The 25,585-nt window shown below is 52.1% G+C and carries 25 protein-coding genes and 1 tRNA gene; 11 read left to right on the plus strand and 15 right to left on the minus strand.

What is annotated here, in order from left to right; all coding sequences use genetic code 11:
• Window positions 1–30: 30 nt before the first annotated feature.
• The 3 genes from Q0L26_RS00440 to Q0L26_RS00450 all read left to right on the plus strand — a co-directional run bounded on the left by Q0L26_RS00440 (window position 31) and on the right by Q0L26_RS00450 (window position 1,607).
• Window positions 31–113, plus strand: a tRNA-Leu gene (locus Q0L26_RS00440).
• A gap of 80 nt (window positions 114–193) precedes the next feature.
• Window positions 194–1,030 carry an NAD-dependent protein deacetylase gene (locus Q0L26_RS00445; RefSeq protein WP_296645951.1) on the plus strand — a complete coding sequence of 279 codons (837 nt, stop codon included), beginning with the start codon at window positions 194–196 and terminating at the stop codon, window positions 1,028–1,030.
• A complete protein-coding gene (locus Q0L26_RS00450; protein ID WP_296645953.1) occupies window positions 1,023–1,607 on the plus strand; it encodes a histidine phosphatase family protein in 585 nt (194 codons plus the stop codon). Before Q0L26_RS00445 ends, Q0L26_RS00450 begins: the two co-directional genes overlap by 8 nt.
• Window position 1,608: 1 nt before the next feature.
• Here the strand turns inward: Q0L26_RS00450 and Q0L26_RS00455 are convergent, their stop codons facing one another.
• The 3 genes from Q0L26_RS00455 to metH are packed head-to-tail and all read right to left on the minus strand — an operon-like array spanning window position 1,609 to window position 7,137.
• Window positions 1,609–2,676 carry a glycosyltransferase family 1 protein gene (locus Q0L26_RS00455; RefSeq protein WP_296645956.1) on the minus strand — a complete coding sequence of 356 codons (1,068 nt, stop codon included), beginning with the start codon at window positions 2,674–2,676 and terminating at the stop codon, window positions 1,609–1,611.
• 4 nt (window positions 2,677–2,680) lie between these two features.
• Window positions 2,681–3,589, minus strand: coding sequence for an alpha/beta hydrolase (locus Q0L26_RS00460; protein WP_296645958.1), 909 nt, complete (start codon window positions 3,587–3,589; stop codon window positions 2,681–2,683).
• 11 nt (window positions 3,590–3,600) lie between these two features.
• Entirely contained in the window at window positions 3,601–7,137 is a 3,537-nt protein-coding gene (gene metH, locus Q0L26_RS00465) for a methionine synthase (protein ID WP_296645960.1), read from the minus strand.
• A 56-nt stretch (window positions 7,138–7,193) separates the two neighbouring features.
• On the opposite strand from metH, the gene Q0L26_RS00470 reads away from it, so the two are divergent.
• Both Q0L26_RS00470 and Q0L26_RS00475 read left to right on the plus strand, forming a co-directional pair.
• The gene (locus tag Q0L26_RS00470) at window positions 7,194–8,111 is read left to right on the plus strand and encodes a methylenetetrahydrofolate reductase (protein WP_296645963.1); all 918 of its coding nucleotides are present in this window, start codon (window positions 7,194–7,196) and stop codon (window positions 8,109–8,111) included.
• 19 nt (window positions 8,112–8,130) lie between these two features.
• Window positions 8,131–8,862 carry an exonuclease domain-containing protein gene (locus tag Q0L26_RS00475; protein WP_296645966.1) on the plus strand — a complete coding sequence of 244 codons (732 nt, stop codon included), beginning with the start codon at window positions 8,131–8,133 and terminating at the stop codon, window positions 8,860–8,862.
• Window positions 8,863–9,041: 179 nt separating this feature from the next.
• On the opposite strand, the gene Q0L26_RS00480 is transcribed toward Q0L26_RS00475, so the two are convergent.
• From Q0L26_RS00480 to glgA, 3 genes are all read right to left on the minus strand, one after another.
• Entirely contained in the window at window positions 9,042–9,293 is a 252-nt protein-coding gene (locus tag Q0L26_RS00480; RefSeq protein WP_296645968.1) for a type B 50S ribosomal protein L31, read from the minus strand.
• A gap of 101 nt (window positions 9,294–9,394) precedes the next feature.
• The gene (locus Q0L26_RS00485; RefSeq protein WP_296645971.1) at window positions 9,395–10,180 is read right to left on the minus strand and encodes an ABC transporter ATP-binding protein; all 786 of its coding nucleotides are present in this window, start codon (window positions 10,178–10,180) and stop codon (window positions 9,395–9,397) included.
• A gap of 5 nt (window positions 10,181–10,185) precedes the next feature.
• On the minus strand, window positions 10,186–11,382 hold the full coding sequence (glgA, locus tag Q0L26_RS00490; RefSeq protein ID WP_296645974.1) for a glycogen synthase: 1,197 nt from the start codon (window positions 11,380–11,382) through the stop codon (window positions 10,186–10,188).
• Between the two features lie 47 nt (window positions 11,383–11,429).
• On the opposite strand from glgA, the gene glgC reads away from it, so the two are divergent.
• Complete coding sequence (gene glgC, locus Q0L26_RS00495) at window positions 11,430–12,671, plus strand: glucose-1-phosphate adenylyltransferase (protein WP_296645976.1); 1,242 nt, start codon at window positions 11,430–11,432, stop codon at window positions 12,669–12,671.
• Window positions 12,668–13,297: a phosphoserine phosphatase SerB gene (gene serB, locus Q0L26_RS00500; RefSeq protein WP_296645978.1), complete on the plus strand. Its 630-nt coding sequence runs from the start codon at window positions 12,668–12,670 to the stop codon at window positions 13,295–13,297. The genes glgC and serB overlap by 4 nt, the downstream gene beginning before the upstream one ends.
• Window positions 13,298–13,347: 50 nt before the next feature.
• On the opposite strand, the gene Q0L26_RS00505 is transcribed toward serB, so the two are convergent.
• Both Q0L26_RS00505 and Q0L26_RS00510 read right to left on the minus strand, forming a co-directional pair.
• Window positions 13,348–14,112: an SDR family oxidoreductase gene (locus tag Q0L26_RS00505; RefSeq protein ID WP_296645980.1), complete on the minus strand. Its 765-nt coding sequence runs from the start codon at window positions 14,110–14,112 to the stop codon at window positions 13,348–13,350.
• Window positions 14,113–14,139: 27 nt separating this feature from the next.
• Window positions 14,140–14,850 carry a beta-ketoacyl-ACP reductase gene (locus tag Q0L26_RS00510; RefSeq protein WP_296645982.1) on the minus strand — a complete coding sequence of 237 codons (711 nt, stop codon included), beginning with the start codon at window positions 14,848–14,850 and terminating at the stop codon, window positions 14,140–14,142.
• A 121-nt stretch (window positions 14,851–14,971) separates the two neighbouring features.
• On the opposite strand from Q0L26_RS00510, the gene Q0L26_RS00515 reads away from it, so the two are divergent.
• Entirely contained in the window at window positions 14,972–15,274 is a 303-nt protein-coding gene (locus Q0L26_RS00515) for a DUF3099 domain-containing protein (RefSeq protein ID WP_296645984.1), read from the plus strand.
• Between the two features lie 204 nt (window positions 15,275–15,478).
• Window positions 15,479–16,309, plus strand: a complete 831-nt coding sequence (locus Q0L26_RS00520) for an SURF1 family protein (RefSeq protein WP_296645986.1) — start codon at window positions 15,479–15,481, stop codon at window positions 16,307–16,309.
• Between the two features lie 34 nt (window positions 16,310–16,343).
• Here the strand turns inward: Q0L26_RS00520 and abc-f are convergent, their stop codons facing one another.
• The 6 genes from abc-f to sufB form a co-directional block, all read right to left on the minus strand.
• On the minus strand, window positions 16,344–17,942 hold the full coding sequence (abc-f, locus tag Q0L26_RS00525; RefSeq protein WP_296645988.1) for a ribosomal protection-like ABC-F family protein: 1,599 nt from the start codon (window positions 17,940–17,942) through the stop codon (window positions 16,344–16,346).
• Between the two features lie 133 nt (window positions 17,943–18,075).
• Entirely contained in the window at window positions 18,076–18,405 is a 330-nt protein-coding gene (locus Q0L26_RS00530; RefSeq protein ID WP_296645991.1) for a metal-sulfur cluster assembly factor, read from the minus strand.
• A gap of 3 nt (window positions 18,406–18,408) precedes the next feature.
• Window positions 18,409–19,161, minus strand: a complete 753-nt coding sequence (gene sufC / locus Q0L26_RS00535) for a Fe-S cluster assembly ATPase SufC (RefSeq protein WP_296645995.1) — start codon at window positions 19,159–19,161, stop codon at window positions 18,409–18,411.
• A gap of 50 nt (window positions 19,162–19,211) precedes the next feature.
• Entirely contained in the window at window positions 19,212–19,529 is a 318-nt protein-coding gene (locus tag Q0L26_RS00540) for a non-heme iron oxygenase ferredoxin subunit (protein WP_296645997.1), read from the minus strand.
• Window positions 19,529–20,713, minus strand: a complete 1,185-nt coding sequence (gene sufD, locus Q0L26_RS00545; protein WP_296646000.1) for a Fe-S cluster assembly protein SufD — start codon at window positions 20,711–20,713, stop codon at window positions 19,529–19,531. Before sufD ends, Q0L26_RS00540 begins: the two co-directional genes overlap by 1 nt.
• Window positions 20,713–22,131 (minus strand): Fe-S cluster assembly protein SufB, encoded by a 1,419-nt coding sequence (gene sufB, locus Q0L26_RS00550; protein WP_296646001.1) that lies wholly within the window; start codon window positions 22,129–22,131, stop codon window positions 20,713–20,715. Before sufB ends, sufD begins: the two co-directional genes overlap by 1 nt.
• A gap of 246 nt (window positions 22,132–22,377) precedes the next feature.
• On the opposite strand from sufB, the gene Q0L26_RS00555 reads away from it, so the two are divergent.
• Together Q0L26_RS00555 and Q0L26_RS00560 are read left to right on the plus strand one after the other, a co-directional pair.
• Window positions 22,378–23,304, plus strand: coding sequence for a COX15/CtaA family protein (locus tag Q0L26_RS00555; protein WP_296646005.1), 927 nt, complete (start codon window positions 22,378–22,380; stop codon window positions 23,302–23,304).
• Window positions 23,304–24,671, plus strand: coding sequence for a deoxyribodipyrimidine photo-lyase (locus tag Q0L26_RS00560; RefSeq protein ID WP_296646008.1), 1,368 nt, complete (start codon window positions 23,304–23,306; stop codon window positions 24,669–24,671). The genes Q0L26_RS00555 and Q0L26_RS00560 overlap by 1 nt, the downstream gene beginning before the upstream one ends.
• A gap of 3 nt (window positions 24,672–24,674) precedes the next feature.
• Here Q0L26_RS00560 and Q0L26_RS00565 read toward each other — a convergent pair whose 3' ends face one another.
• Window positions 24,675–25,550 carry a heme o synthase gene (locus Q0L26_RS00565; protein ID WP_296646011.1) on the minus strand — a complete coding sequence of 292 codons (876 nt, stop codon included), beginning with the start codon at window positions 25,548–25,550 and terminating at the stop codon, window positions 24,675–24,677.
• Between the last annotated feature and the right edge of the window lie 35 nt (window positions 25,551–25,585).

Raw genomic sequence — 25,585 nt, forward strand, 5'->3', positions numbered from 1 at the left:
TTCTTGTTGTTGCGAAAGCGGCAATCACCTGTCCGGGTGGCGGAATGGCAGACGCGCTAGCTTGAGGTGCTAGTCCTCTTATGAGGGTGGGGGTTCAAGTCCCCTCTTGGACACTAAAGCCCTGGTCCTCCACGACCAGGGCTTTTTTATACCCGATTCCGGCTCATTACTCTCAGAAGTTAGACTTGATCCGATGGTAGAGAGAGAACCACTTGGCGCCGCTGTTTCTTACAGCGTCGACTTTGCGCGCGAGCGCATCCAAGGCAAATCACTCGCCGTTCTTACTGGTGCTGGGCTAAGCACAGACTCAGGAATTCCCGATTATCGTGGCGAAGGTCGAGTAGCCCGTCACCCGATGACATTCGATGTTTTTGTGGGCTCTCACGAGGCGCAGGTGCGCTATTGGGCTAGAAGTTTTGTCGGTTGGAACCGAATTGCCGAGGCCCAACCGAACGCCGGACATTTTGCTCTTGCCCACGCCGAAAATTTGGGTCGCGTTTCTCAGATCATCACTCAAAACGTCGATGGTTTGCACCAAAAAGCCGGTTCGAAAAGCGTGATTGACCTTCACGGCCGTCTCGACTTGGTCACGTGCCTGGGCTGCGGCTTCAACATGACCAGAACAGACCTAGATGAGCTCCTACAGGCGTTGAATCCGACCATTAATCGTTCGGCAGATTTTGAATTCACACCGGATGGCGACGCTGAGGTTGAGGCGGCAGATGGTTTTCAAATTCCTAAGTGTCCAAGGTGCGAGGGTGTGCTGAAGCCTGACGTGGTGTTTTTCGGTGAATCGGTTCCTCAACAGCGAGCTGAGACGGCAATGGCAAAACTCGATGCCGCAGATTCCCTACTTGTCGCAGGCACTTCTTTACAGGTGAATTCAGGCCTCAAATTTGTAAGGCGAGCGGCCAGAGCTGGCAAGCCGATTGTCATTGTCAATCTTGGTGAAACCAAGGGCGATTCACTGGCCTCGATCAAGATTGATGCAAACACCTCTCAAGTGCTCGAAAGGCTTCTAGTTGAATAAAACCGTAATCGGGCTGCTGAGACATGGCCAGACCGACTGGAACATTGATTACCGACTGCAAGGTGTCACCGACGTCGACCTCAACGAAACCGGGCGCCAGCAGGCACGTGTTGCTTCTCAAATTTTGAACCCTACCGATTGGGATTTACTTCTCACCTCTCCCCTGTCTCGCGCTCGAGAGACTGCGGCAATCTTGGTAGAAGAAGAAGATGGCTGGCAGCAACCGGTAATCGAACCGCTACTGCTCGAGCGCTCCTTCGGCGAAGCTGAGGGCTTGCGTCATGAGGACTGGAAAGCCAAGTACCCAGATACAAATGCGGTGCCTGGCGCCGAAACCCTTGAACAACTTGAGGATCGGGCAAATCAGTTGCTTGATCAACTGGTTCGTGAGCACGCGGGTAAGCGAATTCTCACGGTTTCACACGGAGCTTTGATTCGAAAACTCATCAACATGCTTAGTTCCGGTGAGCTGCCGCGTGAGGGTGAACGACTTGGAAACGCATCAATGAGCGTTTTGGTTCATGACGGAGCGAGCTGGCAACTTGAGAGTTATGAACCGCGCACTCTCGGCAACTGAATTATTTCGAGCTAAATATTTTTAGCAGTGCATCGGCCGAGTTGTTCCAGCTGAATTTTTTGGCCTGCTCTAGCGAAGCCTTTGACTTGGTGGACCAAGCAAAATCATCCTCGAGTTGTTTCACTTTCTTCGCGAAATCTGCACCAGAGTTCTGATCGAAGTAAGTCGCAGCGTCGCCGCCAATTTCTTTGAAAATGTCGATGTCTGAAACCACCACCGGAACACCGCGCGCCATCGATTCAACTAGCGGAATGCCGAATCCTTCATCCTGGGATGCATGCACCAAGGCAACTGAGCTTTCAATCAATTTGGCGTACTCTTCGTCTGATACCCCGTTCAAAAACTGAACCGAGCCGCCATTCTTAGAAATTCCACTCTCGAGTTCAGCCTTGCGCTGCGGAGCGACCCGACTCAAAAGCAAGAGTTCATAACCTGGAAGGTCTGCCATGCCGCTGATAAGCGTTTCAACGTTTTTATAGTCCATGAAGCTACCCATGTACACCAGGGTTTGCTGCCCCTTGGGTCGCTGCTTTGGAAGAACTTCGCCGTCAATCTGCTCGGCAGCGTTGTACACGACCGATATGGGCCGCTTCGTCAGTCGATGTTCGAGCATTAGCTTTTTGGTAGTTTCACTGACAGTAGCCACAGCATCGGCGCGATTTAAAAGCAGGCGCTGCGGCCAGTAAACCAGGTGATAAAGGCGCCAAACTGCGCGGATGAGTGGGCTGAAGCTTGGTGGCGGCGCTGGGTGACGATAGTAGATCAGGTCATGCAACGTGAGTACTAAGCGATATTTTCGACCTAAGCTGCCCATGGTCTGCATTGGAGAAAACACCTGCTGTGCGCCAAGGCGATTTAACCTGAGGGCAATGAATAGCTCACTTGCCTTAGTCGGGTCATTTAGCAACACAGATTTGCATGGCGGAATTTTCTCAAGTTGACGGGGGTCACTAACGATTGCAATTAGTTCAGTCTTTTTTTGGAGAGCTGAAAAGAGACCGGCAGAGAACCTACTGATTCCGTCATGGTGATCGATACGTATGAATCGCGCGTCAAAGTAAATTGTCATGTGACTAGCCCTGATTCGAGATGAAATTTTGGATCGCGAGGGCAACCTCGCCAGGAACTTCGTAGTGGGTCAGGTGGCCAACTTTTGCGAAATCTACGTGGGTCACAGGAGGGGTGATCGTTGAAATCATTTCATTTTGCTGGCTTGGGCTGGTGATGTCATCTTTGCCTCCAGAAATCACTAGAACTGGAGTTTTGAACTTAGCTGAGTAATTAGACACACAGTCAGAAACTGAAGCGTTGTAACCCTCTACTGCAACGCGACGGTTGGCAAAATCATTGAAATTTGCATCATGTTGAGCGTGCACCCACGAGCGAAGTTCTGCATTTCTTGATTTAGTCATCACAATGCTCATGCCACGAACCATGGGCCAGCTCTTTAGCACGCCCTCGCCCAACTTCAGCGGCATTGCTTGAGCTAACCAAAAGAAGCTCTTAGCAACACCGGTGAGAGCAGCTTTTGGCCCTTTTAGTGCTGGTGCTGAAACAGGGTTTTCTAAAATTAGCGACTCAAAATCATCGCTTTCGGCGGCATGCCTAGCCACCACGATGCTGCCAAAACTGTGCCCAAGTAGGTGTGGCTTCGCGTCAAGTCGCAGCCCGCTGATGAATTCGCCCACCCACTTCGAATACAACTCGATGGTGTGTTCGCCAGAGAACGGAGTGCTTTCACCAAAACCAGGAAGATCAGGAATGTAGATATTTAGGTTCCCCAGTGCCCCAGTAATTGCCTCGAGTCCGCGGTGATTTCCACGGTATCCATGAATGAAAACTACTGCTGGTGCATCGACACGATCAGCTGGGTAATGCCAATAGCGAGTGACCGTGCCAGCTGCGTGCATTTCATGGCGAATTCCACGGATGCGTGCCGCCTGCGTAAGTTTCTCGGATACCAGAGTCAATTGATCACTCACTTTTCGACGGTTTAGACCGAGAAGTACTTTGCCTCTGGGTGGTGCAGAACCATGGCATCGGTTGACTGCTCTGGGTGAAGCTGAAGCTCTTCAGATAGCGTGACTCCGATTACCTCAGGCTTCAGCAATTCGACCAGTTTGGCTCGGTCTTCAAGATCTGGGCAAGCTGGGTAGCCGAATGAGTATCGAGCGCCGCGGTAGTCCAGTTTGAAGTGGCCTTCCATGTCACTCGGGTCTTCAGACGAGAATCCAAGCTCTTCGCGAACGCGGGCATGCCAGAACTCTGCGAGTGCCTCGGTTAGCTGCACTGAAAGTCCGTGAATCTCTAGATAGTTTCTGTAGTCATTCGCCTGGTAGAGCTCATTGGCAAATTCTGAGATGCGGTTTCCCATGGTTACCAACTGGAATGGAACGACGTCAATTTCGCCGCTCTCTTTCGACTTCACGAAATCACTTAGGCAAAGGTGGCGGTCACGCGCCTGGCGCGGGAACTTAAAGCGCATGCGCTCAGTTCCAGGAACACCGCCAGAACCACCGTCAGTAGCCCCTTCAGGCCCGTGGTGAAGGATTACCAAGTCATCTCCATCAGAGACCGCCGGGAAATACCCGTATACAACTGCGGCTTCGAGAAGGCCCTCGGTTTGAATTCTGTCTAACCAAGACCGCAGACGCGGGCGACCCTCGGTTTCAACCAGCTCTTCGTAACTAGCGCCATCTTCGGCACGTGAAGGCTTCAGGCCCCACTGCCCCATGAAAGTCGCGCGTTCATCCAAGAACGATGAGTAATCGCGAAGCGGAACACCTTTGACCACTCGAACACCCCAGAAAGGCGGGGTCGGTATTTTGTTGTCAGAAGCAACGTCGGAACGTTCAGGCATCATGTCTGGAACAGTTCGCACCAAAAGGTTCTTAGGCTCGACCACTCGCTTTTTAAGAGCAGGAAGAACTACATCGGTGTCTCCGCGTTTGATTTTGATAAGGGCGTCCATGAGACGCAGCCCCTCAAAGGCATCGCGCGCGTAGCGAACTTCACCCTCATAAATTTCGGCAAGATCTTGCTCGACAAAGCTTCGGGTTAGCGCGGCACCACCGAGAATTACTGGCCAACGTGTGGCTAGGCCACGTAGGTTCATCTCTTCGAGGTTTTCGCGCATGATTTGAGTTGACTTCACCAAAAGCCCGCTCATGCCAATCACATCAACTTCATTTTCTTCAGCGGCACGGATGATTTCGTTAATCGGTTGCTTGATGCCGATGTTCACGGTCTCAAAACCGTTGTTGCTCAAGATGATGTCAACAAGGTTCTTGCCAATGTCATGAACGTCGCCGCGAACAGTGGCGAGCAAAATACGACCCTTGCCGGTGTCATCAGTTTTTTCAATGAATGGCTCTAGGTGCGCAACGGCAGTTTTCATAACTTCAGCTGACTGAAGCACGAACGGCAGCTGCATTTCTCCCTTGCCGAATAGTTCGCCAACAACCTGCATGCCCTTGAGAAGGTGGTCGTTGATGATCTGTAAAGCGGTCATGCCTGACTTTAGAGCCTCGTCGAGATCTGGTTCGAGCCCCTTCTTCTCGCCGTCGATGATTCGGCGCTCAAGACGCTGGTCAAGCGGCATTGCAGCAAGTTCTTCAGCGCGAGAAAGCCTTTGGGCGGCTGAATCTACGCCACTGAATACATCCAAGAAGTGAGTCAACGGGTCGTAGGTGGTGTTGCCCTCGGCATCGTAGGTTCGCTTGTCATAGATCAGGTCTAGAGCGGCCTGCAACTGCTCGGCAGGAATCTGACTTAGCGGCATGATGCGGGCTGCGTGCACAATTGCTGAGGTCAAGCCAACTTTTACACACTCGTGCAAGAACACCGAGTTCAGTACATGTCTGGCCGCTGGGCTGAGGCCGAATGAGATGTTTGAGATTCCTAGGGTGCTTTGAACCCCTGGGAATGATTCATTCAGGCGGCGAATCGCTTCGATGGTTTCGATGCCATCGCGACGGGTTTCGTCTTGACCGGTGGCGATCGGAAAGGTCAGCGTGTCAACGGTGATGTCGACCAGACGCATTCCCCAGTTCTGCGTCAAATCTTCGATCAAGCGCTTAGCAATAGCAAACTTGGTGTCGGCAGTTCTGGCCTGGCCTTCTTCGTCAATGGTTAGCGCAACTACTGCTGCGCCGTGCTCGCGCACCATTGGCATAATTCTGGCGAATCGCGAGTTCGGGCCATCGCCATCTTCATAGTTGACCGAGTTGATCATTGCTCGGCCACCCATGCACTCAAGACCTGCCTGAAGCACTGCAGGTTCGGTTGAATCGAGCACTAGCGGAAGAGTGGTTGCTGTAGCTAAACGACTTACCAACTCGCGAGCATCGCGTGCCCCGTCGCGACCAACATAGTCGACACAAACGTCAAGCAGGTGCGCGCCCTCACGAGTTTGTGAACGAGCAATTTCGATGCATTCATCCCAGTTTTCAGCCAACATCGCATCGCGGAAAGCCTTCGAGCCGTTCGCGTTGGTTCGCTCGCCAATTGACAGGTAAGTCATGGTTTGGTCAAACGGTTGGTGTTGGTAAAGGCTGGCAAGACCGGGTTCATCGACAAGTGCTGGCCTGCTTGGGGCCTGACCGGCCACTGCCGCTGCAACTTCGGCAATGTGCGCTGGTGTGGTTCCGCAGCAACCGCCGACGAGGCCGGCGCCGTAATCGTGAACAAACTGCAACTGAGCAGTCGCGAGCTCGCTCGGAGTCAGAGGATAGTGAGCACCGTGAGGGCCCAAGATTGGCAGGCCTGCGTTTGGCATAACCACTACTGGCAGATCTGAGAACTTAGAAAGGTAGCGAAGGTGTTCGCTCATTTCAGTTGGTCCGGTGGCGCAGTTCAAACCAATAGCGTCAATGCCGAGCGCACTCAAAGCGGTTAGAGCTGCACCAATTTCAGAACCGAGCAACATGGTTCCTGTTGTCTCGATGGTTACTGAAACCAAAATTGGCACACGGATGTCAAGTTCTGCCATGGCACGTTTAGCGCCAATAACCGCACTCTTTGCCTGAAGAAGGTCCTGTGCCGTTTCAATTAGGATTGCATCTGCGCCGCCGCGAATTAGGCCGCTTGCATTCTTTTGGTAGGCATCACGCAAGACAGAGAATTTTTCATGGCCGAGGCTCGGAAGTTTGGTTCCAGGGCCCACCGAGCCCAGTACCCATCTTGGCTTTGACTCGGAAGAGAAATCGTCGGCAACTTTGCGAGCAACTACTGCGCCTGCAAAAGCTAGCTCTTCAATGCGCTCTTCAATGTTGTATTCGGCTAGGTTTGCGAAGTTTGCACCAAAGGTGTTGGTTTCAATTGCCTCAGCGCCAGCCTTCAAATACTGAGCGTGAATCTTCTCGATGATGTCAGGTCGTGTGACATTCAGAATCTCGTTGCAACCCTCATAACCCTGAAAGTCATCCATGGTTGGGTTTGATTCTTGAATCATCGTTCCCATGGCGCCGTCAGCGACGACCACTCTTGAACGAATAGCTTGAATTAGGGCTTCTGAACGGGGCGCAAACATAGGCTTTCAGTCTACCTGAGGCGTATTCGATGACGGTGGTCGAATATACTTATGGGATGCCCGAAATTTCTTTGCTTCGCACCACAGCGATTGACAATAGCTCATTGAAAAACATAACTGCCATGTTGTCTGCTCGAGCAGCCCTCAAAGAGCCAACACTGTCGTTTGAATTTTTTCCTCCAAAAGATGAGGCGAGCGAGGCCACACTTTGGGCGACTTTCGAAAAATTGCTCGAGGTCTCCCCTGATTTTGTTTCAGTGACCTATGGCGCTGGCGGTTCAAACCGTGAGCGATCGTTGGCGGTTGTCGACCGCATGGCAAAGTCAGTTCTAACCATTGGTCACCTGACCTGTGTGGGTGCCACCCGCGAGAGCAGCATCGAAATTATTCGTCAGTTCGAAGCATCGGGCGTTTCAGCAATTCTCGCGCTTCGTGGCGACCCACCTAAAGATGATCCTGAGGCCTTGTCAAAGGGTTCGCTCAAGTCTGCTCTTGAATTGGTTGAGCTGGTTCACGAGGTAACTGAACTTGAGGTTGGCGTAGCAGCTTTTCCTGAGGTGCATCCAGAATCACCGAATATGGCTCACGACTCAATGGTGCTTGCGCTCAAAGAGCAAGCTGGCGCCACCTTTGCGGTTACCCAACTCTTCTTCTCTTTGAAGGCTTACACCGATTTGGTTGCCAGCGCCAAGGCTGCAGGCTCGACCATGCCAATTGTTCCTGGAGTAATGCCAATTTCAAACGCCAAGCAGGTCATTCGAATGGCCGCAATGAGTGGCGCAGCGATGCCTCAAGAACTTCTTGATTCGCTTGAAGGCTTGGATGATGATGCCGCTCGTAAAGTCGGCATGGCCTATTCGATCCAACTCTCCAAAGACTTGATCGCTGCCGGCGCCCCTGGCATCCACATCTATTCGTTGAACCAGCACGTTGCTGCTCTCGAACTGGCGCGTGGCGCCGGGCTATGTCAGTAGTTGTGCATAGTCTGCAGTTATGAACGAACAACTAAGTTTTGATTTCGGCCCGGCTTTGCCTGAGTGGGCAAAGAACCTCGCCGTTTTTGATCTAGAAACCACCGGTCTTGATCTAAGCGATGCTCGAATTGTGACTGCTTGCGCGCTTCGACTAGATGAAACTGGTCAAATCGTGGGTTCAAACAGCGAATGGCTGGCAGACCCGGTTATTGAAATTCCTACCCAAGCCTCGGATGTTCACGGCGTCACCACTGAAATTGCCAGACGAGATGGCCGCCCGGCTGCTGAAGTGGTTGAAGAGTTGCTCGAAACCATCCGCGATTTTTTCAAATCTGGAATACCGGTAGTTGCTTACAACGCGCCCTATGACTTCACTATTCTGCATTACGAAGCGCTGAGGCACGGATTCACCCCAATCGAGAACCCAGGCCCAATCATTGACCCACTGGTGATTGACAAGTACTTGTCATTTCGCAAAGGCAAGCGTCGACTTGAAAATGCTGCTGAGTTTTATGGTGTTGAACTGACTGATGCTCACAATGCCACTGCTGATGCAGTTGCGGCTGGGCGGGTTGCGCAGGCTATAGCAAAAACCTATGCCCAGAAATTGCCCGAATCGGCCCAAGAGCTCCACAATCTGCAGATTCTATGGAGCGAGGCAAACGATGCCTCGTTCGAGAAATATATGCGAAGTAATGTAAACCCAGATTTTGTCGTTGCTCGTGGCTGGCCACTCAAACTAACGAAATAGCTTTCGCAAACTTAAACAAAAAACCCCGCCTAGGCGGGGTTTTTCTGGTCTCAACCTGAGCTCTGTGTGGACAGAACTCGATCTCGCGGTGATTGCTCACCGAAGTTTTGTTGCACGTCAGAGCAGAAGCTCTGGGCGGTTTGCCTGGCGCCGAAGCCGACGCGCTATAAGGCTTTGCCTTAGGCGCCGAAGCCCTTGTAACGTGCGTTGAAGCGCTCTACGCGACCGGCGGTGTCCATGATGCGCTGCTTACCGGTGTAGAACGGGTGTGACTCTGACGAGATTTCTACGTCGAACACTGGGTAGGTGTTGCCGTCTTCCCACTCGATGGTCTTGCTGCTGCTCAAGGTTGAGCGAGTTAGGAAAGATGCACCCGATGCTAGGTCGCGGAATACGACTGCTTCGTAAGTTGGGTGAATGTCTGCCTTCATGGGAAAACTCCGTAATAATCGAAAACTTTGGGGTTCGTGCCACAGGGCACTAAGGGACAAGCATAACAGATGGCTGAATGCTTTGGTAGTGATTTGGTTGCTTATTTGTGAGCGCGAACTCTGAAGCGACCATCCTCAAACTGAACTTTTAGGTTGTAACTAAAAACTTCAGAAACCTTCTCAGAGGTGAGCGTGCTGTGAATTTCACCGGCGGCAAATACCTGTCCGTCGTTGATCAACATGGCGTGGGTGAATCCTTCTGGGATCTCTTCAAGATGGTGAGTAACCATGATCATGGCTGGGGCGCTCGGGTGTGATGCATACTCGCCGATGATGTCGATGGTCTGCTCGCGAGCGGCAAGGTCGAGGCTGGCAACTGGCTCATCCAGGAGCAAAATTTCTGGGTCGGGCATGACTGCGCGAGCAATTTGAACTCGCTTTCGCTCTCCGTCGCTCAGAGTTCCAAATGCGCGATCAGCGAGGTCTGATAGCTGCCACTCAGCTAGAACTCTTCTGGCGCGACGCTCATCGATGTCTTCGTATTTCTCGTTCCATCGACCGGTCACACCATAGCTGGCTGTCATTACGGCATTTAGAACAGACTCAGAATTCGGAATGTGTGCAGCCAAAGCTGTTGATGCAAAGCCGATTCGAGTTCGCAGTTCAAAAACATTGATTTCGCCAAGTCGGTTACCCAGGATGGTTGCCTGACCGTGGGTCGGGTGAATTTGAGCCGCTGCAACGCGCAACAGGGTGGTTTTACCTGCACCGTTTGGGCCAACAATCACCCATCGCTGGCTAGGTTCGACCTGCCAATCCACATTGTTGAGAATTGACCGGTTCTCTCGAACCACGGTGATGTTGTTGAGATCAATGACGCGTGACATGGCTTTTAGCCTAGGCGATTACCGTTGATTGCCTTTTCATACACGCTGATGGTTTGGGCTGCGATGCTGTCCCAGCTGAAATGGTCTTCAACTCTCTTGCGGCCTGCTGCTCCAAATGCCTCGATGTCTTTGTGTTCCAACATGCGGTTTAGCGCAGCAGCAAAATCTCCCACGAACTTGGCTTCGTCAAGCGGCTTGCCGCTGCCATCCATGAGTTGTTCGATCTGAACCAGCAAACCGGTGCTTTCGTGCGCGACAACCTCGGGAATGCCACCAGTGGCCGTTGCCACAACCGGTGTGCCACAAGCCATAGCTTCAAGATTCACGATGCCGAGTGGTTCATAGATTGATGGGCAGGCAAACACGGTCGCAGCAGAGAGCATCGCGATCAATTCAGGCCTGCTTAGGTGTTTTTCAACCCAAATCACGTTGTCTCGAACTTTTCGAAGCTCTGCGACCAAATCAGTAACCTCTTGCAAAATTTGTGGGGTGTCCGGAGCACCGGCGCAAAGCACCAGCTGAACATCGCTAGGAAGCTCACGTGCGGCCTTGAGCAGGTAAGGCAACCCCTTTTGCATCGTGATTCGGCCGACAAACAGCACCGAGCGCTTATCTGGATCTACACCGTTGGCCCGCACCAATTCAGGGTTATCGGCAGCCTGGAAGGCATCCAAGTCAATTCCGTTATGCACCACAGTGACTTTTTGAGGGTCTAACTGCGGGTAGGCGCGCAAAATATCCTGGCGCATGCCATCTGAGACCGCGATGATTCCGGTGGCGCCCTCATATGCGGTTCGCTCTACCCAGGATGAAAGGCGGTATCCCCCGCCGAGCTGCTGCTCTTTCCAAGGGCGCAATGGCTCAAGGCTGTGTGCAGTGATCAAGTGAGGAATCCCGTGAAGGGTTCCGGCGACCTGACCGGCAAAGTTTGCATACCAGGTGTGTGAGTGAACTAAGTCACCACCGGCGATTGCACTGACCATGGATAGGTCGGTTGCCATGGTCTGTAAAGCTCCGTTGACGCCTTCAAACTCGCTGGTGTGACGATATGCGAATGTATCGGTTTCATTACGGTCTTCACCGAAACAATGCACCTTCACATCGATCTGTTTTCGTAAAACTCTCACTAATTCAGCGACATGTACGCCCGCACCGCCATAAATGAAGGGTGGATATTCCTTGGTGATCAGATCGATTCTCATAGCGCAATGTTATCTACCGTTCATAAACGCGCAATAACATTTCGTATATGAGCACGCCACGTATCTTTGGAATGGTCCTCGCCGGTGGCGAGGGCAAGCGACTAATGCCTCTAACGGCAGATCGCGCCAAACCTGCTGTGCCTTTCGGGGGCAGCTATCGACTAATCGACTTTGCACTGTCGAACCTGATTAATTCAGGTTTGCGTCGCATCGTCGTTTTGACCCAATACAAGTCGCACAGCCTCGACAGACATATCTCTCAGACCTGGCGTATGTCTCCGCTACTTGGCGCCTATGTGGCTTCTGTGCCTGCTCAGCAGCGTCTGGGTAAGCGTTGGTTCTCGGGCAGCGCGGATGCAATTCTGCAGAGCATGAACTTGTTGAGCGATGAGCGACCAGACATCGTGGTCGTGGTCGGTGCCGACCACGTTTACCGCATGGATTTTGAGCAAATGATTGAAGCTCACATTAAGTCGGGCCGCGGTGTGACCGTAGCTGCTATTAGGCAGCCGCTGAGTTTGGCCAACCAGTTTGGTGTCATCGAAGTTGATGATGCCGACAACACCAAAATCGCCGCCTTCCGCGAGAAGCCAAGTGACCCCAAGGGTCTGCCTGACTCGCCGGGTGAAGTTCTGGCATCCATGGGTAACTACGTATTCAGCGCCCAGGCACTGATTGACGCAATTGAACATGACGGAACACTCGAAAGCTCATCTCACGACATGGGTGGCGACATCGTGCCTTATATGGTCAGCCGAGATGACGCTGGTGTTTATGACTTCACTTACAACGAAATTCCGGGTTCTACCGAGCGCGACCACTCTTACTGGCGCGATGTAGGAACCATGGATTCTTACTATGAAGCTCACATGGACTTGATTTCGGTTATGCCGGTGTTCAACCTCTATAACCACGAATGGCCAGTTCACACTCAGCAGATCAACCTGCCGCCAGCAAAGTTCGTTCACGATGGCGAGGGCAACCAAGGGCGAACCACCGACTCAATAGTTTCGCTTGGAACTGTTGTTTCTGGAGGAATTGTTGAGCGAAGTGTGCTTTCACCAAACGTTCGCGTTCACTCACGTGCTTTGGTAACTGATTCAATTTTGCTTGACGGCGTTCAAATTGGACGCGATTGCACCGTTCGAAAGGCTATCCTCGACAAGAGCGTTGTCGTTGCTGATGGCGCCTCGATCGGTGTCGATAAGCAACGAGATATTGACCGCGGCTTCTATGTCACCGACTCGGGTATCACCGTAGTTGGAAAGGGCGTGCTGGTTACTCCGTGACCCAGTATCTAGTGGTTTTCGATGTTGACTCAACTCTTATCGAAGACGAAGTAATTGAATTATTGGCCGACGTTGCTGGCAAGCGCGAAGAAGTTGCAGCTGTAACCGAGAGAGCTATGGCCGGCGAACTCGATTTTGCCGAAAGTCTCATCGAGCGTGTGCGCACCTTAGAAGGTCTACCAGAATCAGTTTTTGCTGACGTTCAAAAGCGCATCACGATTACTACCGGTGCCATAGAAACCGTCGCGGCCATTCAAAAAGCGGGCGGCAAAGTTGGCGCGGTTTCGGGTGGATTCAACCAATTGCTTGAGCCCCTTTCAAAGATCCTTAACCTGGACTTTGCTCGTGCTAACCAACTCGAAGTTATCGATGGCAAACTAACCGGACGGGTTATCGGCGGAATTATCGACCGGACCGCGAAATCGGACGCACTCAAGGAATGGTCTCAACTGACTGGTTTGGATCACACTGTGGCAGTGGGAGACGGTGCCAACGACCTTGAAATGATGGCCACAGCCAACCTTGGTGTTGCTTTCAACGCAAAGCCAATTGTTCGTGAGAAGGCAGACGTTGTGATTGAAGGAAATGACCTGCGTTCATTGCTAGAAATTCTCGAAATCGCCTAATTTAGACAATAAAAAAGCCCCGAGCCAGAGCTCGGGGCTTTTTTATGACTCTATTCAGCGATGAAGTCGCTGGTGTCGCCAACCAATCGAGTGTTGTCGCTTGGAACCGGCTCAACAGCTGCAAGTGCAACCTCTGCTGCAAACTCGCTCACGTTATAAAGTTTTCCTGCTCCTTCGCGACGGGCTTCGATTGCACCCGGGTTCGCGCGCTCAAGCAAGGTTGCAGTAATGGTTCCTTCGATCATGTCGCCTGATACCACTACGAATTCGATGCCGCGTTCAGCAAGAGTGGGAATCATGTCGCGCAAAGCATCTTCACCGGCGCGCTTTGATAGAGCAACTGGCACATACTCTGGCATGGTCGGTGTGGTGCGAATGAAGTGAGCCTGGTGGCTGGTTACGAAAACAACTCGGGCTCCGTCATTCAAATATGGCAATGCGGTGTTTAGTAGGTTTACCTGCGAGTCGCGGTTCAAGCGCATCGCATAGTCTGCGCCTAGACCGGCTTCCATTCCGCCTGAAGCGTTCATCACCAGAATGTCTAGCGCTCCGAATTCGGCCTTAGCAGCCTCAAACATGGCCTTGACTGAATCGGTGTCAGTTAGGTCTGCGCCAACAGCGATTGCGGCTCCCCCGTTGGCTTTAATGCCATCGACAATCTTCTGCGCGCGTGCTTCTTTGTTTCTGAAGTTCACAACAACTGAGGCGCCAGCCTCGGCAAAATAACCGAGCGTGTCGGCGCCGATTCCTCGAGATGAACCGGTGACCAGGGCAGTTTTTCCGGTGAGGCTGCCAGCTGCTAGTGGGTTAGACATTTGAACTCCGTAGATTGTGGTTGATTATTAGTGACCCATGCCCAAGCCGCCATCCACAGGGATGACCGCACCTGAGATGTAGCTGGCTTCGTCGCTGGCAAGCCAGGCGACAACCTTTGCAACTTCTTCAGGCTGAGCAAAGCGCCCAGCAGGAATCTTCTTTTTGTATTCGTCTTGCTGTGCTTCAGGCAGTTCAGCAGTCATGTCGGTGTCGATGAAGCCTGGAGCCACAACGTTAGCGGTGATGCCACGTGCGCCCAATTCGCGGGTAACTGATCGGGCCATGCCCACTAGTGCTGATTTTGCTGCCGAATAGTTAACTTGACCGGCTGAACCTAGTAGGCCAACCACGCTTCCGATGAGAATGACGCGGCCATACTTGGCTTTGATCATTCCCTTGGTGGCACGGCGCAAGACGCGGAATACACCGTTCAGGTTGGTGTCAATTACTTGCTCAAATTCTTCGTCTGACATGCGCATCAGCAGTGTGTCACGAGTGATACCAGCATTGGCTACCAAAACTTCAATTGGACCAAGCTTGGCTTCGACCTCAGCAAAGGCTGCATCAAGCGAACTTGGGTCTGTAACGTCAGCGATAACGCTAAGTGAACCCTCAGGGCCTGAACCGCTGCGCACGGTAACAGCTACACGGTGCCCACGAGCGATGAACTCTTCTGCGATCGAACGGCCGATGCCGCGGTTGCCACCGGTGATTAGTACAGTTCTCGGAGTGCTCATTTAGCCAATCTCTTTCAAGGGAATACAACTTAGGTTGCAGCGCTTATGACAATAGAAGTCTACCTTTGCCCTAATCTTGGGGCTTGTAAGGTGTCGACAAAAATTGCGAGAAAGGTCTGGCATGGCAAAACCACAGAGCCTCACCTCGATCGGTCAATCTCCTGAGCTTGAACGCAGAGCACGAATGTTGAAATACACAGTTGCAATGACAGTTCGCGTCATTTGCCTAGTGGTAGGCGTTGCTGTCGGCCAAGGCCCAATCATGTGGGTTGCCTTTGCCGGAGCCATTTTGCTGCCATATTTTGCAGTTGTGATCGCAAATGCGTCAACCTCAGGTCAATCAGATTCAAGCCCGAAAGCGGTTGCCCCAACTTTGGTAATTTCGGCCGACTCGTTCACCAGCAGCACGAAGGTATCCGAGTAGTTTGTTTGGCGATCTCTCACTCATATTTACCAAGTGCTCACGCGCTGGCTGCCAAAATCAGGCACAGCTAAAACTGAATTGGCGAAACCCTAAAATTCACACAGATGGTCGAACCAAGACCTGGGTTTGTTGCCTCGAACACGAGCAATTTCTGGTTGAATATTTAACAACCCGAGGCTTCTATCTCGGTTCAGAAAAGATCGAATGACCGACTACCGCAGCAATTGGCTCAAGGAATCATGGAAGCGTTGGCTTGCCTGGCTGGTAGTTGCCTCATTTTTCGCGGTGGCTTGCGTATTTCTATCGAACTGGCAATTCAGCAGAAGACAAGAAGCTGTAAATCGCAACGAATTAATTGCCGCAAACTATGACCAAAAAGCTGTTCCGCTCGATTCGCTGGCCAATTTAGATTCTTTTGATTCCAAGAATGAATGGCGCCCGGTAACCATCGAGGGAAGCTTCATCCCAGAGAAGTCAGTGCTGGTTCGCAATCGACCGTTGAATGGGCAACCCGGATTCTTGCTGGTGATACCGTTCTTGACCGATCAAGGTCGCATCGTCGCTGTAGATTCGGGTTGGTTACCGACCGGCTCAAAGCAAGACTCCCCCGATGAAATTCCGCTGCCAGATTCAAGCCACCGCATATTGCACGGTCGAGTTCGTGCCGCAGAGCCGAGTTTGGATAGAGAAGCACCCGCTGGTCAAATCGGTACCGTGAACATAGACCTGCTGCTTGAGAAGCAAAGTTTTGAACAGCCGGTGTATCGCAAGATTTATGTGCGTGCCTCTGAAAGTTTGAACGCTGGGCAGGTTTTTCCGAAAGTTTTGTCAAAACCCGAGCTGACCGAGGGCAACCACCTGAGCTATGCGCTCCAGTGGATTTTGTTTGCGCTCATGGCGTTCTTTGCGCTGACCTGGGCGGTTCGTCAGGAACTTCGTGCCAAGCACATGGCTGCCGACCCAAACTACAAGCCGGTCACCAAAAAACGTATCGGTGACGACGATAAGGCCGTTGAGGACGCGCTTTTAGGCTAGAAGCCCATTGGCGCACGTGGCTGTAGCTGAATGCCTAGCTAAGTGCAATCAGCTCGGCGTAACCATCGTTCCAGTGGTCTTCATCGCCATCAGGCAAAATCAGAACTCTTTCTGGGTTTAGCGCCTGCACAGCGCCAACATCGTGTGAAACCAAAACTACGGCACCGGTGAATGTGCTTAGGGCCCGAAGGATTTCTTCACGGCTAGCTGGGTCAAGGTTGTTGGTTGGTTCGTCTAGAAGTAGAACGTTCGCCGATGAAACAACCAGCGATGCCAATGCCAGACGAGTTTTCTCGCCACCGCTGAGAACGCCAGCCGGCTTATTTACGTCATCACCGGTGAACAGGAACGAGCCCAAAACTTTTCGGGCATCGGTGTCAGCAAGCTGTGGCGCGGCTGCCTGCATGTTTTGCAGAACAGTCTTTTTTACATCCAGGGTTTCGTGCTCTTGAGCGAAATAACCAATTTTCAACCCGTGACCAGGCTCAATCTGACCGGTATCTGGCTTGTCTAGACCAGCCAGCATGCGCAACATGGTGGTCTTACCAGCACCGTTTAGGCCGATGATCACGACCTTTGAACCCTTGTCGATGGCAAGGTCAACGGCAGTGAAAATCTCAAGTGAGCCATAGCTCTTGCTTAGGTTTTTTGCCATCAGCGGAGTACGACCGCAAGGAGCAGGGTCAGGAAACTTGATCTTCGCGACTCGGTCAACTTCACGCACTTCTTCGAGCCCGCTAAGTAGTTTCTCGGCACGTCTAACCATCTGGTGCGCAGCCGCAGCCTTGCTGGCCTTTGCACCAAACTTTGCAGCTTGAATCTGGAGAGTGTTCGCCTTTTTCTCAGCAATGGCACGGTCACGCTTGCGGCGTTCCTCGTCAGTTTCACGCTGCTTCTGATATGCGCGCCAACCCATGTTGTAGACATCGATGACGGTTCGGATAGCGTCTAGATAGAAAACGCGGTTTACAGTCTCTTCAACCAGGTCAACATCGTGACTAATCACGATCAGGCCGCCCTGATAACCCTTTAGAAAATCACGAAGCCAAACCACCGAATCAGCATCCAAGTGGTTAGTCGGCTCGTCGAGAATCATAGTTTCAGCATTTGAAAACAAAATGCGGGCCAATTCGATTCTTCGTCGCTGACCACCTGAAAGAGTCTTGAGCGGCTGATCAAGGATGTGATCTTTAAGGTTCAAATTACTAGCGATGGCAGCTGCTTCAGCCTCAGCAGCATAGCCTCCAGCCGACTGAAATGCCTCTTCTAGAGTTGAGTAACGCGCCATGGCAGCGTCGTAAACCTTCTCGTCGATGCTGCCCATGTCGAGTGTTGCCTGCTGCATCTGTTCAAGCAGATCGCCGAGGCCACGAGCATTGAGAATTCTGGTTCGGGCAAGTTCCTCTGGGTCTCCGGTGCGCGGATCCTGAGGAAGGTAGCCGATCTCTCCCCCGCGCTCGACCTTGCCGTGCGAAGGCTGGCCATCACCTGCCAGAATCTTAGTCAGAGTGGTTTTGCCGGCGCCGTTACGGCCAACCAAACCAACTTTGTCACCTTTGTCGACTCGAAAATTGACCTCAGACATCAGAACACGTGCGCCAATTCGAATTTCTAGGTCGCGCACGCTAATCATTCAAAACTCCAAAAAATCGATGTGGAACACTCGCACTCAGATGGCGACCCACAAAAGCCCTAGTCTAGCGCCCGTTGGAGTCTGCGTTCTGAATGCTGAAGCCCTCAACCGGTTGGTCGAGGGCTTCTTTTAGCTAAATTGAGAATCCGATTGCTCGCATCTGCTCGCGACCGTCTTCGGTAATCTTTTCAGGGCCCCAAGGTGGCATCCAAACCCAGTTGATTCGAAACGCGTCAACGACGCCATCCAAGCATTCTGCGGTTTGCTCTTCAAGCACATCAGTTAGCGGGCAGCCTGCTGATGTGAGCGTCATATTGATCAGCAGGTTGCCGTCTTCTGACTTCTGCAGGCCATAAATGAGACCAAGGTCAACGATGTTCACGCCGATTTCTGGGTCGATTACATCTTTCAAAGCTTCGATGACAGCGTCATAAAGCTTCGGGTCAAGTTCTGTGGCGGTCAAAGACTATGCCTTTACGTAACGGTCGTAGCCCTCGGCCTCAAGGCGCTCGGCAAGCTCTGGGCCACCCTGCTCGGCAATCTTGCCGGCAACGAAGACGTGAACGAAATCAGGCTTGATGTAACGCAAAATTCGGGTGTAGTGAGTGATTAGCAATAGACCGAAACCATTTGCTTCTTTGGCTCGGTTTACACCCTCAGAAACAATCTTCAGTGCGTCAACGTCTAGACCTGAGTCGGTCTCATCGAGAACAGCAAACTGAGGCTTAAGTAGGTCTAACTGAAGAATCTCGTGACGCTTCTTCTCGCCTCCAGAGAAACCTTCATTTACGTTGCGCTCGGTAAATGAAGCGTCCATCTTCAATGAATCCATTGCGCTACGAACGTCTTTGATCCAAGTGCGAAGAGCCGGTGCCTCGCCTGCAACAGCAGTCTTCGCAGTGCGCAAGAAGTTTGAAACTGAAACACCAGGAATTTCAACCGGGTATTGCATAGCCAAGAAGAGGCCTGCGCGAGCTCGTTCGTCAACGCTCATTTCTAGCACATCGGCACCGTCTAGCAGAATTTCACCCTCGGTCACGGTGTACTTTGGGTGGCCGGCAATTGTGTAGGCCAGGGTTGATTTGCCTGAACCATTAGGGCCCATGATTGCGTGTGATTCGCCACTGCGAATAACCAGGTCGACACCCTTCAAGATCTCTTTGGTGCCCTGTTCGGTTTCAACGGTTACGTGCAGGTTTTTGATTTCAAGAACTGACAATTTTGTCTCTCTTATTCTTCTAAATTCGGGTGATAGTCAGCGGGGGCTGATTATTCTGAGTCGATTTCAAGGAAGATCTCATCGTTTTCGATGAGCACCTCGTAGGTGGCAACTGGTTCATAAGCCGGAAGGGTTAGCGCCTCGCCGGTCTCAAGTGAGAATTTGGCACCGTGGGCCCAGCACTCAATGGTGTTGTCTTTGCCAACGAAGCCCTCGCTCAGCGAAATCTCGCCGTGAGAGCACTTGTCGTCGATCGCATAAACATCGCCAGCTTTGGTTTTTACGATGGCAATAGCAAGTTCGCCAACTTTTACACGGATGGCCTTGCCAGCCTTAATGTCATCTACTGTGCAAATTCGAATGGCCATTATGAGTCGCTCCTTGCTAGTTCTGCCTCGATTGCATCGGTTAGTCGGGCTTCGATTTCTTCGTTTCCAATTTGTTGAATGATCTCGTTCAAGAAACCGCGCACGACTAGACGTCTTGCTTCAGCCTCAGGAATGCCACGAGCCTGTAAGTAGAACAGTTGTTCATCGTCAAAGCGGCCAGAAGCACTCGCGTGACCTGCGCCGGCAATTTGACCGGTTTCAATTTCTAGGTTCGGTACCGAGTCAGCTCGAGCGCCCTCAGTTAGCAATAGGTTTCGGTTTAGCTCGTAGGTGTCGGTACCCTCGGCTGCCATGCGGATAAGTACATCACCAACCCAGACGGTGTGTGCCTGTTCACCCTGGAGAGCACCCTTATAGGTCACTCGAGACTTGCAGTTTGCAACTGCATGGTCAACAAATAGTCGGTTTTCGAGGTGCTGACCGGAATCTGCGAAGTACATACCAAGTAGCTCAACTTCGGCTCCTGGTGCAGTGAACTCGGCCGAAGTCGATACACGAACGGTCTCGCCGCCAAGGCTAACGACCAGGTGCTTTAGCTTGGCGTTGCGACCAAGCTTGGCCAACTGAGTTGAGGCGTGAACAGCCTCTTCGTTCCAGTCTTGGATCGAAATTACGGTCAACTCTGCTTCATCGCCAACAATAATCTCTACGTTTTCGCCCAGAATTGCGTCACCCTTGTGGTCAAGAATTACGCTCGCCTTTGAAAACGGCTTGGCTTCAATAATTAGGTGAAGCGCGCTTGGTTCGGTTGACTCAGAAGTGAGAGCAATCTGAACCTCTGACGACTGCTCGGCCGGAAGAGTTATCAGGTAGGCCTGCTCTGCAGAACCCCAAGCGGCAGCGCTTGGGCGCTCCTCAGGGGTTCCTGCTGCGCCAAAAGCTGGGTGGTCAGAACTTACCCAAGATGTTGTGACGCCGTCGCTGTGCTTGACCTCTAGGTCACCAACGAATTCACTCAGTGAGTCTGCGTCGAGACCCTTTAGGCGTGCTGCCGGAAGGTAACGCCACTGCTCTTCGCGAGGGGTAACCGGAGGAAAATCAGCAACGTTAGTCGAGCGCATGCGTTCGTTGCGAGTTTGAATTGGTACTCCGGCGCCGTGGCTGTGAGCCTGAAGGCCGTGTTGAACTGCGCCGTCTTTGACGGCTTCGGTTGCGGTTGTCACTAGCCGACAGCCCCTTCCATCTGCATCTCGATTAGCTTGTTCAGCTCGAGTGCGTATTCCATTGGTAGTTCTTTGGCGATTGGCTCGATGAAACCACGAACAATCATCGCCATAGCTTCGTCTTCAGGCATTCCACGAGACATCAAGTAGAACAACTGCTCTTCGCTGACGCGCGAAACAGTTGCCTCGTGACCCATCGAGACGTCGTCTTCACGAACATCAACAGCCGGGTAGGTGTCAGACCGAGAAATAGTGTCAACCAACAGGGCGTCGCAGCGAACAGTGTTTGCCGAGTGGTGTGCACCAGGCATTACGCGAATTTCACCGCGGTATGAGGTGCGGCCACCGCCTCTCGCGATCGACTTTGAAACAATCGATGATGAAGTGTGAGGTGCAAGGTGAATCATCTTTGCGCCAGCATCCTGGTGCTGACCCTCGCCAGCAAAGGCGACCGAAAGGGTTTCGCCACGGGCATATTCGCCGGCCAAAATAACGGCCGGGTACTTCATGGTTACTTTCGACCCAATGTTTCCGTCGATCCATTCCATGGTTGCGCCCTCGTGGCAGATGGCACGCTTGGTTACCAAGTTGTAGACGTTGTTTGACCAGTTTTGGATGGTCGTGTAGCGAACACGTGCACCCTTCTTGACAATGATCTCGACCACAGCTGAGTGCAATGAGTCTGACTGGTAGATAGGTGCGGTGCAGCCTTCGATGTAGTGCACGTATGAATCTTCGTCGGCAATAATCAGGGTGCGCTCGAACTGGCCCATGTTTTCAGTGTTGATTCTGAAGTAAGCCTGAAGTGGAATTTCAACGTGAACGCCCTTAGGAACGTAAACGAATGAACCACCTGACCAAACTGAGGTGTTCAAGGCAGCGAACTTGTTGTCGCCAGCTGGAATAACGGTTCCGAAATACTCCTGGAAGATTTCTGGGTGCTCTTTTAGAGCGGTATCGGTGTCAAGGAAGATAACGCCCTGTGCCTCAAGGTCTTCGCGAATCTGGTGATAAACCACCTCAGATTCGTACTGAGCGGCTACACCGGCAACCAGACGGCTGCGCTCGGCCTCAGGAATACCCAATTTCTCATAGGTGTTTCTGATGTCCTCAGGAAGCTCTTCCCAGGTAGTTGCCTGGCGCTCGGTTGAACGAACGAAGTACTTGATGTTGTCAAAATCGATGCCTGAAAGGTCAGCACCCCAGCTTGGCATTGGCTTCTTGCCAAAGAATTCGTAGCCCTTTAGGCGACGCTCTAGCATCCAGGCTGGCTCGCTCTTTAGGCCCGAAATGTCGCGAACGACTTCTTCGCTGATGCCTCGTCGAGCAGTTGCTCCTGCGGTGTCTTTGTCAGACCAACCGAACTCATAGACGCCAAGGCTGTCTAGTTCGGGGCGGTCAATGATGATGTCGGACAAGCCGGCCTCCCTTATTTTGCTTCGGAGTCGAGTGGTTATCTCGGTCCGTCAAATTCTTGAGTGTCAACCTCTAATTCACATGCATCTATTCCCCGCGGCGGCGATGAATGCCTGTGCGAAGATTGATTCAGGAAAGTTCTCAAGATTGCCTCATCGCAATCGAGAAATAGTTGAAACTATCCACAAGTTTACTTTGAAGGCTCTCAATAAGAAAGCCCAAAGCGGCACTGAAAGGCACTATTACCTGTGATTACGAAGTTGCGCTCAGTTCTTGCGAATTCGCCACTGTTTTCTGCTGCTCGAATTCCGCTTTATGTCTGGGCCTCACTGGTTTCACAGATCTTGATTGTGGTTACGGGCGGCGTAGTCCGACTCACTGGTTCAGGTCTGGGCTGCCCTACCTGGCCAAAATGCACGGATGAATCACTGGTAAATGTGCCAGAGATGGGTATCCACGGCGTTATTGAGTTCACCAACCGGCTTTTGACCTTCGTGCTAGCGCTAATCGCGGTTTTGACCTTTGTCACTATTGTTCGACTGGGCAGGCAGCACCGTAAGGGTCTTTTCATTCCAGCCCTAATCCTTGGGCTTGGAATTCCGGCCCAAGCTGTGCTCGGTGGTTTCACTGTTTTGAGTAACTTGAATCCTTGGTTCGTTGGTGCTCACTTTGTACTAAGTGGTTACATGATTGCCATGGCAGCGTTGTTGTTCTTTCGCGCGCTACCGCCGGAACATTCACCAGTCAGCCGTGGAACCTGGTTAACAGCCACACCAATTGCAATTGTTGGTGCAATAACCGTGTTGGTAGGCGTTCTTGTAACTGGTGCCGGCCCACATTCTGGAGATGCCGAGAGCATCCGAAATGGGCTCGATCTAGGGCTATGGCAGCATCTACACAGCTACCCTGCATACCTGATGGTGGCGTTGATAGTGATTCAGGTCTGGTTGCTTTACCGCCGTGATCGCTGTGCTTCGAAAGCCAGCTATCAAACCAAGGTGAGCGGCCTGCTGCTAAGCATCTCAATAGCGCAAGCGCTGATTGGTGTAGCCCAAGCGCGACTCGGAGTTCCTCCGGTATTGGTAGCGCTTCACATGCTTGGTGCAGCGACACTGTGCGCACTTCTAACTCTTCAGTGGCTGGCCATCCGTGGCAAGACTGCCAGTTCAAACTAATGGCGCGCATTTTTTGGTTTAGACGTGACCTTCGGCTTGCCGACAACCTGGCGCTGAATTCAGCAATCGCCGGCGCCAAAGACGATGGTGATTCGATTGTTTGGCCGGCTTACGCTCTGAATTCCACAGACTTCTTCGAGTTAGCAGGCATCAGGCAACATTCGCTGGTTGCCTCGCTCGAGTCCCTAGATGAGTCGCTAGAGAACCAACTGACCGTGCTCAATGGTGATGTAGCTGCGACTCTCACCGCTTTTGCCTTGACTCAAGGTGCTTTAACTGTTCACGCAACTCGAGCCTTTGACCCTGCCGGAGTGGCTGAGCAAAACGCGGTCGGTCTTGCACTGAAAGACAAGGGTGTTTTCTTAAAGCTAGACGATAGCTATTACGCTGTCGCTCCGGGAAGCGTAAAGAAACCAGATGCAACTCCCTACCGTGTCTACACCCCGTTCTTCAAAAATTGGTTCGCGTTGGGTTGGTTACGTCCGCAGGCGCTCGCCGAAGGTGCAAAATTTTTGCGCTGCGACGAATCCCACCAGATGCCGGAAGCGACAAAACCGGCACCTTTTACCGTCAAAGCTGGCGAACAATATGCACTTCATACGCTGGCACGCTTCGAAGCACGTGCACTGAACGGATACGACGAGAATCGAAATCGTGCCGACCTTTCCGGAACATCTCACCTGTCTCATGCCCTTGCATTTGGTGAGATCCATCCGCGTACGATTCTTGATCGTCTAGGTGACTCGGCCGGCGAAAACGTTTTTCGAAAAGAAATTGCCTGGCGTGAGTTCTACGCCGATGTGCTGTGGCATAACCCAAACACAGTTACCGAGTACTACTCCCCCGTTTACGCTGAAATGCGCTACGACACCGGCGCTTCTGCCGATGAAAAATTTGAAGCTTGGAAGGCCGGTAAAACAGGTTTTCCGATGGTTGATGCTGGCATGCGTCAATTGCTTGAAACCGGTTGGATGCACAATCGCGTTCGTATGATCGTGGCCTCATTTCTGGTGAAAGACCTGCATCTCGAGTGGCAACAGGGCGCAGCCTGGTTCGAAGAGAACCTGAGCGACTTTGATCCAGCCTCAAATGCACACGGATGGCAGTGGACTGCTGGTTGTGGCACCGATGCATCGCCCTATTACCGAGTATTTAACCCAATTCTTCAGGGGCTCAAGTTTGACCCAAATGGAGATTACGTACGCAAGTACATTCCAGAATTGGCACACATCGAGGGGGCTGCGGTGCACGAACCATGGTTGTTGATCGATGGTTTGGCCAATGGATACCCAGCGCCTATTTTGGATCATGCTAAAGAGCGCGATGAATCTCTAGCTCGCTTGAAAGAGCTGAAAGCAGATGCTTAGTTTCTAAAAGTGGAGCAGCGGGTCCACCGCGATAGCCACGAAAAGCAAGGTCAAATACAGGTTCGACAGGTGAAACAGCGGCATCGGCTTAGTGATTTCGCCGGCTCTAGCCTGGGCATGAATTTTATAAGCGCCTCTAATGAACCAGGCGCCACCGACGATTGCTGCAACCGAATAGATGATCCCCATTCCGGCAACCGGAATCAGCAATAGTGTGCAGGCTGCGACCGCCCAGCTATAAAGAACAATTTGAGTCGAGACCACACGGTCACCGCGAACAACTGGAAGCATCGGAACGCCAGCTTTTGCATAGTCTTCGCGATATTTAACAGCTAGTGGCCAGTAGTGCGGGGGTGTCCACAAGAAAATAACCATGAAAAGCACCCATGCGGCAGGTGCGACCTCGTTGGTTACCGCTGCCCAGCCGATTAGCACCGGAGCTGCCCCAGCTGCCCCACCCCAGACGATGTTTTGCGGAGTGCGCCTTTTGAGCAACATTGTGTAGATCAAAACATAGAACAACAATGCTGCGAGTGAAATTAGTGAAGCCAACCAGTTGACAAACAGACCCAGCCAAAACACTGAAACTAAAGTTAGGAGGTATGAAAAAATCGAGGCTTCTCGGCGTGAAAGTTCGCCTGTAACCAGTGGTCGAGACTTAGTGCGACCCATGATCTTGTCGATGTCGGTGTCATAAATGCAGTTAAACGCATTAGCTGCTCCGGCGCTAAAAGCACCGCCAATCAATGTCGCCAACACCACGCCAAGTTCAGGCATCTCTCCCCTGGCCAAAATCATGGTTGGCAGGGTGGTAATTAGCAGTAGCTCGATAACACGCGGTTTGGTTAGCGCGACAAAAGCCTTGGTTTTTTTCAACATCTCAACTAAGTCTAAATCCAAGACATACTTCGTAA

Origin of the sequence: Rhodoluna sp. (genome assembly GCF_024641065.1) — a bacterium.
Taxonomy (GTDB): domain Bacteria; phylum Actinomycetota; class Actinomycetes; order Actinomycetales; family Microbacteriaceae; genus Rhodoluna.